The 11,886-nt window shown below is 65.9% G+C and carries 11 protein-coding genes; 1 reads left to right on the forward strand and 10 read right to left on the reverse strand.

Annotated features, from left to right (window positions below):
• Window positions 1-10: 10 nt before the first annotated feature.
• From IGS61_RS02040 to IGS61_RS02050, 3 genes are all read right to left on the reverse strand, one after another.
• Entirely contained in the window at window positions 11-541 is a 531-nt protein-coding gene (locus IGS61_RS02040) for a lysozyme inhibitor LprI family protein (RefSeq protein WP_230538062.1), read from the reverse strand.
• A gap of 404 nt (window positions 542-945) precedes the next feature.
• Window positions 946-1,413, reverse strand: coding sequence for a MepB family protein (locus tag IGS61_RS02045; RefSeq protein ID WP_230538063.1), 468 nt, complete (start codon window positions 1,411-1,413; stop codon window positions 946-948).
• Window positions 1,410-1,643, reverse strand: a complete 234-nt coding sequence (locus IGS61_RS02050; RefSeq protein ID WP_230538064.1) for a hypothetical protein — start codon at window positions 1,641-1,643, stop codon at window positions 1,410-1,412. The genes IGS61_RS02045 and IGS61_RS02050 overlap by 4 nt, the downstream gene beginning before the upstream one ends.
• A 93-nt stretch (window positions 1,644-1,736) precedes the next feature.
• Here IGS61_RS02050 and IGS61_RS02055 point away from each other — a divergent pair, with 93 nt between their 5' ends.
• Window positions 1,737-2,099 carry a TfoX/Sxy family protein gene (locus IGS61_RS02055; RefSeq protein ID WP_230538065.1) on the forward strand — a complete coding sequence of 121 codons (363 nt, stop codon included), beginning with the start codon at window positions 1,737-1,739 and terminating at the stop codon, window positions 2,097-2,099.
• Here the strand turns inward: IGS61_RS02055 and IGS61_RS02060 are convergent.
• The 7 genes from IGS61_RS02060 to IGS61_RS02090 all read right to left on the reverse strand — a co-directional run bounded on the left by IGS61_RS02060 (window position 2,088) and on the right by IGS61_RS02090 (window position 11,863).
• A complete protein-coding gene (locus tag IGS61_RS02060) occupies window positions 2,088-3,092 on the reverse strand; it encodes a 2-hydroxyacid dehydrogenase (protein ID WP_230538066.1) in 1,005 nt (334 codons plus the stop codon). The two genes, IGS61_RS02055 and IGS61_RS02060, sit on opposite strands and share 12 nt — an antisense overlap.
• Before the next feature lie 86 nt (window positions 3,093-3,178).
• Window positions 3,179-4,369, reverse strand: coding sequence for a hypothetical protein (locus IGS61_RS02065; protein WP_230538067.1), 1,191 nt, complete (start codon window positions 4,367-4,369; stop codon window positions 3,179-3,181).
• 44 nt (window positions 4,370-4,413) lie between these two features.
• A complete protein-coding gene (locus IGS61_RS02070; protein ID WP_230538068.1) occupies window positions 4,414-5,604 on the reverse strand; it encodes a hypothetical protein in 1,191 nt (396 codons plus the stop codon).
• Window positions 5,605-5,606: 2 nt separating this feature from the next.
• Window positions 5,607-7,184: an MBOAT family O-acyltransferase gene (locus tag IGS61_RS02075; protein ID WP_230538069.1), complete on the reverse strand. Its 1,578-nt coding sequence runs from the start codon at window positions 7,182-7,184 to the stop codon at window positions 5,607-5,609.
• The gene (locus IGS61_RS02080; protein ID WP_230538070.1) at window positions 7,174-8,247 is read right to left on the reverse strand and encodes a glycosyltransferase family 4 protein; all 1,074 of its coding nucleotides are present in this window, start codon (window positions 8,245-8,247) and stop codon (window positions 7,174-7,176) included. Before IGS61_RS02080 ends, IGS61_RS02075 begins: the two co-directional genes overlap by 11 nt.
• A 37-nt stretch (window positions 8,248-8,284) precedes the next feature.
• Window positions 8,285-9,763 (reverse strand): lipopolysaccharide biosynthesis protein, encoded by a 1,479-nt coding sequence (locus IGS61_RS02085; protein ID WP_230538071.1) that lies wholly within the window; start codon window positions 9,761-9,763, stop codon window positions 8,285-8,287.
• A 15-nt stretch (window positions 9,764-9,778) separates the two neighbouring features.
• Entirely contained in the window at window positions 9,779-11,863 is a 2,085-nt protein-coding gene (locus IGS61_RS02090) for a glycosyltransferase (RefSeq protein ID WP_230538072.1), read from the reverse strand.
• Window positions 11,864-11,886: the final 23 nt, after the last annotated feature.

Below are 11,886 nucleotides of genomic sequence, written 5' to 3' on the forward strand. Positions count from 1 at the left end.
TCTCCGCGTGTCATAGCTTGCCCGACGCAGGAGTGCGGGTACGCTCTGGCAAACTGAATCCCTTGCCATTTCCATAAAACTCATCCTTGAATTCTACGCATCCATTGCAGGGCCTAACGGTTTCCAGCACCGATATGCGCTGTTCAGTCAGCTGCATCAAACACAGATCCATCGAAAAGTGGTAACTGCTTCCCCCATCCATCGCCGCGTTGTGGAACGTGCACTCGGCGTTGCGGAAGACAAGCCATGCATGTTGCGCGCGTTGCAAGCCTTGTGGCTTGGCAAGCGCAGACATCAAGGTCTTGTAGACGATGTTTAGACGCGTGTCGGATTCTTTTAGCTCTCGACTCATGCATAAAGTACCCCAAAGATTATTATTTTCCTCGCAATGCTCCTGCTTGATCGAGGCCATATCGCTTTGTTGCTCGGAAGCATAGGTCAAGGACGACAGCGAAAGGCATAAGAAAACAACGCCCAACATGGACAAGCGGCTAAAAACGGCATTTCCCACGAGCATACGCTCCTTCTTATAATCGATCATATTGAGGTTCGCTACTGGCCGCTAGCGGACTAAGCAAAATGGAGCGCCACATCATGCGCCATGCCTTACAACTGCCCTGCCGCAACCATGAGATCAGCTCGCGGCTCAGCGTCCCGATCTTGGCTTGTTGCTCTTCGAAGGCAGGCTGCGCCACGCGTTCAAGGCAGGAAAAACAAACAGCAGGCAGAGCGCGAGCGGGATGTTCAGCATGGCATCGGCGCGGGCGTCAGAAAGCCCATCATTCCAGCAGCCGACCGTGGCCGCTGTTGACAGCGCCCCAGAGATTAGCAAATTGCCAAATGAGAAAAGTCACGCATTGTCACGTCAACGCGAATGGCCGCTCCTGGGCCGATAGCGGACGAACAGCAGCAAGGCGCGGATAAATTCCAAGGAAACGAAAACAATCACTGCCCCAGCAGCTGTTCCAGCCTTCGCTGATCCCCCGCCGCCACAAACCACTCCCCCTGCCAGCGCTGCGTGCGCTGCGCCTGGACGGACTCCGGCGCGCACCACGGCGGATACACGCGCAGCGCGCGCTTGCCTCCAGCTCCGGCGCGCGACATCACGCCCCGTTCCAGCAGCACGCTGCGCGGGAAGATGAAAAAGCCGTGCCGCGCGCCGCCGTCGTCGGCCACGGCGATGATGACGGCATCGACGGGGTCCGCGTCGTCCAGCGGGGCGATGTCGGCGTCGGGATGGGGGCGCTTCCAGACGGTGACGAACTGGCCCGTTTTCGTCGGCGTGGTCTTGGCCACGCGCAAGACCAGCCGCTTGCCGTGCAGTTCGGCGCGGCAGGCGCCGTAGTCGGCGCTTTCCGCTTCCGGCACGGGGGCTTGCGGCAAGCCCAGGAAGGCCCAGGGACTGGCCTTCATTGCGCGCTGAACTCGGCTGCGGCCTTGGCCGCCCACAGCGCCTCGGCGTGGCTGGCGAACGGGCTGTCGTAGCCGTCGATATTGCCGTCTTCATCGACAAAATACAGCCACCAGCCGCCGCCCTGCTCGCGGATGGCCGTCTGGCCCGGCGCGCAATGGGTTTCAAGCGCCTGATCGGCGGCCAGGGTGGCGATGGTGATGCCGCGGTGAATAATATGCTGGGGTGTCATGGCAGCTAATGCAAAATAAATAATGGCGATAGTGTAGCCGCACCGCCCTGTCCTGGCCAGTGCGCTACACTATTGCTTCCTACGGAGGACAACATGGCATCACAGCAAGGCACGGTGGATTTTTTGCTCGACCAGATGGCGGGCGCGGGCGGTATCAGCGCAAAAAAGATGTTCGGCGAGTACGGCCTGTATTGCGACGGCAAGATGTTCGCCATCGTCGCCGACGACATGCTCTTCATCAAGCCGACGGATGCGGGCCGCGCCTGGATCAGTACCATGGGCACGCTGCAGGAAGCGCCGCCCTATCCGCAAGCCAAGCCGTATTTCCTCATCGATGGCGGGCTGTGGGACGAGCGCGACTGGTTGTCCCAGCTGGCGCGGCGCACGGCCGATGCCTTGCCGCAGCCGAAACCCAAGCCGCCGCCCAAGCCGAAAAAAACGGCATCAAACAGCTAGTACGCTGTTCTCGCACGCCTTGCCCTGCAGGAAGCATTGCAGGTTGTGGTAGGTGATGGCGGCGATCTCGCGCAGCGCCTCGATGGTAAAGAAGCCCTGGTGGCCCGTCACCAGCACGTTCGGGAAGGTCATCAAGCGCTGGAAGACGTCGTCGTCGATGATGTCGGACGAGCGGTCCTGGAAGAACAGATTGCTTTCCTGCTCGTACACGTCGATGGCGAGCGAACCCAGCTGGCGCGATTTGAGCGCCTCGATGACGGCGCCCGTGTCGATCAGGCCGCCGCGCGAGGTATTCACCAGCATGGCGCCCTTCTTCATCAGCGGCAACGTGGCTTCGCTGATCATGTGGCGCGTGCTCTCCATCAGCGGGCAATGCAGCGAGACGATGTCGGCTTCGGCCAGCAGCTGCGGCAATTCCACCATCGTGCCCAGCTGCGCGAACGCGGGCGCCGGATACGGGTCGTGGCCCAGCACCGTGCAGCCGAAACCTTTAAAAATGCGCGCCGTGGCCAGGCCGATCTTGCCCGTGCCGACGATGCCCACGGTCTTGCCGTGCAAGGTGGAACCCAGCAAGCCGTCGAGCGAGAAATTGCCTTCGCGCACGCGGGCGTAGGCGCGGTGCGTGTGGCGGTTCAGGGTCTGCACCAGGGCCAAGGTGTATTCGGCCACGGCTTCCGGCGAATACGCTGGCACGCGGGCAACGAACAGGCCCAGGCGCTTGGCCGCTTCCAGGTCGAGGTTGTTGTAGCCGGCGCAGCGCAGCAAAATGGCGCGCACGCCGTAGCCGTGCAGCGCTTCCAGCACGGGCGCGTCGAGCACGTCGTTGACGAAGACGCAGACGGCGTCCGCGCCTTGCGCCAGCACTACGGTTTCCTGGCTCAGCAAGGCGCTGTGGTAGACCAGTTCGATGCCAGCCGGATCGGGCTGGGACGGCAAGGCTTCGTCGAAGAAGCGGCGGTCGTAGGGCTGGCTGGCGAAGAAGGCGATTTTCATGGGGCGTCCTGGAACTTGCTGAATGGCAAAACATTATCATAGCGCAAGCGCCCTGCTTCCCGGCGTACGTCTGCCTCCTTGACTGCCTATTTGGGCTCGCGGGGCAAGGTCAGCACGTGGCGCAGGTAGGCCGTTTCCTCGGCGTGCTGCGCGTGGTAGCGTTCGCGCGCGGCGCGCATGGCCGCCTGGTGGGCCGCGATGCTGCCTTCCGTCAGCTCGACGCCGAAATCGGCCGGCACCGGCACGGCGCCGCCGAACAGGCGCGCCAGGATGAAATGGCCCACGTTGTCGCGGTAATGCGATGCTTCCCAGTAATAACGCATTTCGCGCCTGCCCGTCACCTGCGGGATAGGCTCGCTGGTGATGCTGTTGAAGCCGGAAAAATCGTACACGCGCACGTCGCAGCCCTGGCTGCGGTGGCGCTGCGCCAGTTGCGCCAGGTCGCGCTGCCAGGTTTCCATGGCGTCCCACTTGCCGCGCCAGTACAGGGCGTCGAGCGTGAGCGCGTGCGTGGGATTGATGTACAGGCGCAAGCGCGTGCCGCCCCGGCACAGCTTGCCGACGCTGGCATCGAAGGCTTGCAGCGCGGGCGCCGTCGGCCCCAGGCCGTCGCCGAATTCCTGCAACCGCGGCTTGAACGCGCGCGCCGTACCCACCCAGCCATGGTTGCGGGCCGTGATGCAGCCCTGGTCGCGCTGGCCGTCCAGGGCCAGGCTGGACAGGCACACGCCGTCATAGCTGCCGCTGAGGATGCGCCAGGTGTCCTGGGTCATGTCGACGGTGAGGCCGCGCTTGATGTTGAGCAAGGCGCGCCGCGCGAAAAACGCGGGGCCGCCAGCCGTCAAGCCCGGTTCCACGCCGGCCGTACCCAGTTCCAGCGAGAACGAAGGCGCGTCGATGCCCCACACCATGGTGTCGACATGGCTGACCCTGGCCGCGTGCTCGGCCAGGCGCATGGCTTCGCCGATCGAGGCGCCCGAGACGGCGCTGTTGAAGATGCTCTTGCCATCGAACAAGGCGCGCACCCTGGTGGGCAAGCCCATTTCCGTGCGCGAATTGCCGATGTAGACGACGGCGGGCCGGTAGCGGGCCACGGCATAGGTCTTGCCCCACACGGCGAGCTTTTCGTAGGTGGGACGCAAACGCTGCACCAGCGGCGTGTCCCACTGGTGCAGCAGATACGGATCGACGTGGTAATTCACGGCGGAGATCAGGGCCAGCGCGGCCAGCGCGCAGGCAAAGAAGATGGCGAGGTAGCGGCGGGCGGTAGTGTCCATGGTCGGCATAGGAAGTGGAGAAATGGCGTATGCGGAGTCTTGCATCAACGCCGGATCAGCGGCCCGTCCAGCACCTGCTGCGCATAGGCCGTTTCGCGCGCGTGTTCCACGCGGTAGCGGTCGCGCGCGGCGCGCATGGACGCCTGGTGGGCGTCGACGTTGGCTGGCGTCAGCTCCACGCCGAAATCGGCCGGCGCCGGCGCGCCGCCGCCGAACAGGCGCGCCAGGATCAGGTGGCCGACATTGTCCCGGTAATGCGATACTTCCCAGTAATAATGCATGTCGGGCTTGCCGCTGACGAGCGGCGTCGCTTCCGTCGTGATGCTGTTGAATCCGGAAAAATCAACCAGGCGCACGTCGCAGCCCTGGCGGCGGTGGCGCTCGGCGATGTTCACCAGGCCGCGCTGCCAGGCCTGCATGGCATCCCACTTGCCGCGCCAGTGCAGCGCGTACAAGGTCAGCGCGTGCGTGGGGTTGATGTACAGGCGCAAGCGCATGCCTTCCCGGCACAGCTTGCCGATGCTGGCGTCAAGCGCCAACGTCGAGGGCGGCGTCGGCCCCAGGCCATCGCCGAATTCCTGCAGCCGCACGGGTATCGCGTCCTTCGTTCCCAGCCAGTGCGCGATGCCCTTGCGGGTGCACGACTCGTCGCGCTGCCCGTAGACGGCCAGGCTGGAGCGGCAGGTATCGCCCGCATTGCCGGTGAGGATGCGCACGCTGTCCTGCGTCATGTCCACCGTCAGGCCGCGCTGCAGGTTGACCAGGGCGCGCCGGGCGAAAAAGCCCCGTCCGGTGCCCGTCAGGCTGTTTTCCACGCGCGCCGCCCCCATCTCCAGGGAAAAGGTGGGCGCGTCCATGCCCCACACCATGGTGTCGATGCGGCTGACCCTGGCCGCATGCTCGGCCAGGCGGATGGCGTCGCCGATCGAGGCGCCGGACACGGCGCTGTTGAACACGCGCTTGCCGTCAAACAGCGCGCGCACGCCCGTCGGCAAGCCCATTTCCGTGCGCGAATTGCCGATGTAGACGATGGCCGGCCGGTAGCGCGCCACGGCATAGGTCTTGGCCCAGGCACCGAGCTTTTCATTGATCTGGCGCGGGCGCTGCAGCAAGGGACTGTCCCACTGGTGCAGCAGGTAGGGGTCGACCTGGTAATTCAGCAGCGAGACGGCGCCCAGCGCCAGGCCGGCGCAGGCGCAGAAGCAGACGAGGTAGCGGCGGGCGGCGGCGTCCATGCTCAGAACTGGAAATAGAGAAATTCAGTGACCCGGTTCATGCCGAAGATGCAGGCGACGAACAGCGCGGCAAAGCCCACGCTCCAGCGGGCCGTGGGGCGCCAGCTGAAGGCCCAGCGCCCTGTCGGCTGAAATATTCTTTCAATGGCAGGCTCGTAGAGAAAGAATATTTCTTGCGTATTCGGCGCCTTGAAGGCCAGCAGCATGGCCGCCAGCAGCGCGGGCAAGCCCGGCCCCATCAGTTCGATCCAGCGGATGCCGTCGAACGCGGGGTGCACGCCCCACTGCGCCAGGCTGGCCCCATGGCTGGCCAGGCCACGCGGCAGGCTCACGCCGTTCGCCCCCAGCAGCGCGCCCGTGATGTCCCAGGCCGTGGCCACGTCGGGCGCGCGGAAGAAGACCCAGGCCAGCATCACGGCAAAAAAAGTCAGGACGCCGGGCCACCAGCGCAGCCAGCGGTACGCCCGCGCCGCGCCGAAGAGCCGCTGCCACGCCTGCTGCAGCACCAGGTACAGGCCGTGCAAGCCGCCCCAGATGACGAAGGTCCAGCCGGCGCCATGCCACAGGCCGCCCAGCAGCATGGTCAGCATCAGGTTGCGGTAGCGCATGGCTTCGCCGCGCCGGCTGCCGCCCAGCGGGATATATAAATAGTCGCGCAGGAAACGCGACAAAGTCATGTGCCAGCGGCGCCAGAAGTCGGCGATATTGGCCGCCTTGTACGGCGAATTGAAGTTCAGCGGCAATTTCACGCCGAACAGGCGCGACAGGCCGATGGCCATGTCCGAATAGCCGGAAAAGTCGAAATACAGCTGGAAGGTGTAGGCCAGCACGCCGATCCACGCCTCGATCAGGGTCGGCGTGGCGCCGGCCGCGAAGACTGGCATGGCCAGCGGCGACAGGTTGTCGGCGATCAGCACCTTTTTTGCCAGGCCTATCGTAAAAATCGACAGGCCGATGGCGAAATTGGCCGCGCGCGGGTGGGCGTTGGCCGGGTCGGCGAACTGCGGCATCATGTCGCGGTGGTGCAGCACGGGGCCGGCGATCAGGTGGGGAAAGTAGCTGACGAACAGCACGTAATGGATGAAGCGGTATTCGCGCACCTCGCCCCGGTAGCAATCGACGAGGAAGGCGATCTGCGTGAAGGTAAAGAACGAGATGCCGATCGGCAGGATGATGTCGAGGCCGGACCACGGCAGGCTGCCAGTATTGGCACCGGCGGCACCGGCGGCACCGGCGGCGACGGCGACCGCGTTCACGCTGTCGATGAAGAAATTCGCATATTTATAGTAGGCGAGCAAGCCCAGGTTCAGTGCCAGGGCCGCCACCAGCACGCGCTTGCGGGCCGCGCCCGCGCTGGCACCGAGCAGGCGCCCGGCGCCGTAATTGACGCAGATCGAGGCCAGCAGCAGCGGCAGATAGCGCACGTCCCACCAGGCATAGAAGAACAGCGAGGCCAGCGCCAGCCACACGGCTGGCGCCAGGCGCCAGCTGGCGGAGGACGTCAATCGGTCCAGCAGAAAATAGCCGGCCAGCACGATGGGCAGATAGGCGAACAGGAAGGCGAAGGAATTAAACAGCATGGCGTCTCCTGGCAGGCAGGGATTGCACCTGGTAGTAACATTCGGCGATCCGGGCCGCCACCCGTTCCCACGTAAAGCGTTCCACCAGGGCTTGCACGCGCGCGCGTTCGGGCGGCAGCGCCAGCAGGTCGAGGATGGCCTGGCGCTGCGCGGCGCCGTCGTCCCAGGCCACCTTGCGCAGCGCGAACGCGGAATCGGGCAAGTCGAGCGCGCTTTGCGCCGTCATGACGACGGGCGTGCCGGCCGCCAGCGCTTCGAGCACGCTCAAGGGAAACACTTCGCCCTGGCTGGGCAAGGCCGCCACGGCCGCCGCATGGTAGGCGCTGGCCAGCAGCGGGTCGGCGTGGTCGAGCGCGCCCAGCCACCTGACATACGGCAAGTCCAGCAATTGCTGCAGATACGCCTGCTGTTCCCGGGGCGCGGCGCCGATCAGCACCAGGGGCAAGCCGGCCCCCGCCAGCGCCTGCGCCAGTCCCAGCTGGTTTTTATACGGCGAAATGCTGCCCACCATCAGCGCGAACGGCCCGGTGATGCCCGTCTCGCGCAGGAACAGATCGCCATTGGCCGTGAAGAAATGCGGGTTGATCCCGTTCGGCAAGACGCGGATGGCGTCGGACGGCATGCCGAAGCCTTGCACGATGGCGTCGCGTTCGGCCTCGCCCAGCGCGATCACCACGTCGGCCAGCTGCAGGGCGCGCCGCGTTTGCGCATAGCTCGTTTGCACCATCCACTCCGTCAAGCGCCCTGCCAGCCGGTCGGCCAGTCGCGCGCGCCAGGCGCTGGCGCGGCCCCAGCCCGGCGACAGCAGCGGCGACAGCACCACGGGCACGCCTTGCTCGCTGGCCATTTCCATGATGCGGTAAGTGCCATTACTGGCCGAAAACACGTGCAGCACGTCGAAATCGGCCAGCCGCTGATGGTTGGCGTCGACCAGCTGCACGTCCAGGGGCCGTGCCGGTTGCTGGGGCAGCCGGTTCAGCGCGGCGATGGTTTCGCGTACCTGGATCTGCAAGCCGCCGTCGCGCTGGAACAGCATCGGGTAGGACAGGATACCGACACGCATGGTCTTCCTTTCGTGCGCCCGCGCCGCTGTCAACGGCTCAGTGCGGTGATTTGACGGCCAGCCAGCGGCCGGCCAGCTTGCGTTGCAACAACAAAAATTCGCCGGCCAGTTCATGCTTCAACAGGAACAGACCGGCCAGCCAGCACAGCAAGGTCGCCAGCGCCGTGCCCGCCAGCGCCAGCAGCGCCGGCGTGTCGATAGGCAGCCACAGCAGCGAAGCGACGGGCGCGATGGCGCTGACACCGCACAGCAGCAAACTCTTGCGCAAGGCCCGCGCCAGGATGCGCCAGTCGAGTGCGCTCAAGCGCCGCAGGCAGCCGTAGCTCATCCAGCTGCGCAGCACATTGCTGAGCACCACGGCCCAGGCCACGGCCACCAGGCCGAACGGCGCCGCGGCCAGCAGCAGCGCCACCTTGCTTGCGCCGGCCCAGGCATCGAGCCGCACCTGCGCATGCAGCTGGCCCGTCGCCACGAACAGGTAGCGGGCCATGCTGAACATGCTATACACGGCCGAGGACAGGCACATGATGCGGATCAAGGGCACACAGTCCAGCCATTGCGTGCCGTACAACACCTTGACCAAGGGCAAAGCCATGCAGGCGAGGAACAGAAAAAACGGCCAGGCCAGCGCCGTCATGTAGCTGATCGTGCGCAGATACACGCGTTCCGCCCCGCCCTGCTCCCCTTGTCCACTCCCCTCCCGCGCGCGGGCCGCGAACAGGGGAAACACGACGGGAGAAATCGCGCTGGTGATGGCCTGATTAAAAATATTCAGCACGCTTTGCGCCTTGCCGAACAGGGCCAGGCTTTCAATGCCGATCAGCTTGCCGATGATCAGGTCCGGCGCCGCCACACCCGCCTCGTCGACGAGGCCGCCTCCGGTCGCATACGCGCCAAAGCGGGCGATATCGCCGATGCCGCGCCGTCCCGGCAGCCACGGCAGTTCGCGGGGCCGCACCAGCAGGCTTACCAGCAGCGAGGCGCAGGAACCGGCCAGCGCCGCCCATACCATGCTCATGTAACTGTAGCCCTGCAGCGCCAGCAGCACGGCCACCAGCAGGTTGACCACGCTATTGGCGGCATTGATCGCATAGATGGCGCGAAAGCGCAGTTGCCGGCGCAGCATGGGCAAGGTCAAGGCACTGAACGGGATCAGCAGGAAATTGACCGACAGCAGCCGCAGCACGAGGGTCAGCCGGGGTTCGCCATAGAAATGCGCGAGCGGCGCGCTGGCCAGCAGCACCAGGCCCGCCAGCAGCCAGGCGACGAGCAGGCTGGTGGCCAGCGCGGCCCGCAATTTGACGGCATCGAGCCGCTTTTCCTGGATCAGGTATTGCCCCACGCCGAAATCGCGCACCACTTGCGCCAGCGCCACCAGCACGGCCCCCAGCGAATACACGCCCACCTCGGCCGGCGTCAGCAGCCGCGACAGCACCATGGTGGCGACGATGCCGAGCAGCAGCACCGTGTATTTTTCGGCAAACGAAAAGAAAAACGAGTGGCGGGTGGCGTTCATCCCCGTGGCCGGCGCCTACACGAGGCCCGCATAGAACTGGCGCAGCTGGCGTTCCAGGCGCGGCATCGAATAGCGCTGCACGGTTTCTTCGCGCGCCAGCCGTCCCATGCGGGCGCGCCGGGGGGCGTCTGCCAGCAGCTGCGCCACGGCGGCGCAGGCGGCGTGCTCGTCATCGAGCGGCAGCAGCAGCCCGCCTGCGCTATCGTGCAGGATATCGTGCGTGCCCGGCACGTCCGTCCCCACGGCCGGCACGCCGCAGGCCATCGCTTCGATGGTGGCGATGCCGAAGCCCTCGTTCTTGCTCAGCAGCACGTGCAAGTCGAAGGCCGGCATCAGCAGCTCGACGCGCTGCCGGAAGCCGGCAAACACGACCCTGTCGTGCAAACCCGATTGCTGCGCCTGCAGCCGCAGCATGGCTTCCAGCGGCCCCGTGCCCACCAGTACCAGATATAAGTGGGGAAACTGCGGCGCCAGCCTGGCGAACAGGGCCAGCAGCGCTTGCGGGCGCTTTTGCGCGGACAATCTGGCCACGCAGCCGAGCACGAGCGCGTCCGGCGGCAGCCCGAGTTCCTTGCGCGCCAGTATTTTCCGTTCGGGCGAGACGATGAACGTGTCCGTATCGACGCCATTGGGAATGACGGCCAGCCGCGTCTGCGGCGCCAGCATGTCGCGGTACAGGTCGAGGAAATGCCGCATGGACGAGGCCGACACGGCATACACGCCCTTGACGCTGCGAAACGCCTCCTGCAACCGGGGCCGCTGCCAGTCGCTGAAGGTTTCCAGCGGAAACGCATTGTGCACGCTGATCACGGCCGGCAGCCGGCATTGCCGCGCCAGCCACAGGATGGAAGCGCCATATGCGGTCCAGCAAAACGCCACGTGCACCAGGTCCGGGCGCAGCCGCCGCAGCCGCCACGCGCCCGTGACCCTGGCGCGCAGCCAGTTCCAGCGGCGCCAGGCCCAGTGTTCGAGAAACAGGGGCGGCTCATACACGCGCACCTGCACCTGCCTTGCGCGCAAGTCTTGTGCCCAGGCGGTAAAACCGGGAAAGCGCCGCAGCGCCAGCACGCTGTCATAGCCGTTCGCGCCCAGTATTGTCGCCTCTTGCGCCATGCGCAGCTCCATGCCGCCCAGCTCGCCGGAATAACTGCTGATGACGATGCGCGGCAAGCGTTTGCGCCTTCCGCGCCACGCTTCATGGAAAAAGCCGCGCAGCCAGGCCCGCTCCCACTGGCGCAGGAACAGGTCGGCGTGGTCGCGCCGCAGCCAGGCCCGCACGGCGCCGAAGGTATCGCGCGCGTATCTGCCCAGCATCCAGCGTGGCACGCCCAGCAGCTCCACGCTCGGCGCAAAGGTCGCCAGCCGGCACTGGCCCCGGCCGAACAGCATGGCGCGGCGCAGTATCCAGGCGCGCCGCACTTGCGGGGCGCGGATGATATGCGCCACCCGCGCTTGCGGACAGAACCAGGATGGGTTGCCGGCCGCATGCATCTCCAGGTTGAGCCGGGTTTCGCTGCCCATGGCGTAATTGGCCCCTTGCGGGCCGATGCTTTCGTCATAGCGGGCGCCCGCCTCGAAGATGCGGCGGCGGATCGCCATGTTGGCGCCCCACACGAGGCCCGGATAGATGGGCGCGTCGCGCAGGTCGGGGCTGGTGATGCCCCACGTTAAACCCACGGGGGTCAGGCGCAGCAGCCAGTCGGCCGGCCGTTCCCGCCAGGCGGGCACGATGGCGCCGCCGAACAGGGCGTAGCCGGGGTGGGCGCGCGCGCTGTCCTGCAAGCGGCACAGCCAGTCGGGCGCGGGCATGGCGTCGTCGTCGCCGAAGACGAACAGCTCGCCGCCGTCTCCGCCCAGGCGCAGGGCGTGCTCGACGGCGCCGTTCAGGGCGGGACTGCGGCCGCGCCGCGCCACATAGATATAGCTCAAGGGCAAGCGCCCGCGAAAGGCGGCGATCACCCGGGCCGTGGCGTCCGTGCTGCCATTGTCGGCGATGACGAGGCGCCAGCCGCCGACGGGCGGACGCAAGCCCATGTAGGCGCGCAATACCTGGGGCAAGGTGCCGGCGCCATTGTAGGTCGCCATGAGAACGGTCAACAAGGACATGCCTCCTTGGTCTTACC

Origin of the sequence: Janthinobacterium sp. FW305-129 (assembly GCF_020858115.1) — a bacterium.
GTDB lineage: Bacteria > Pseudomonadota > Gammaproteobacteria > Burkholderiales > Burkholderiaceae_D > Janthinobacterium.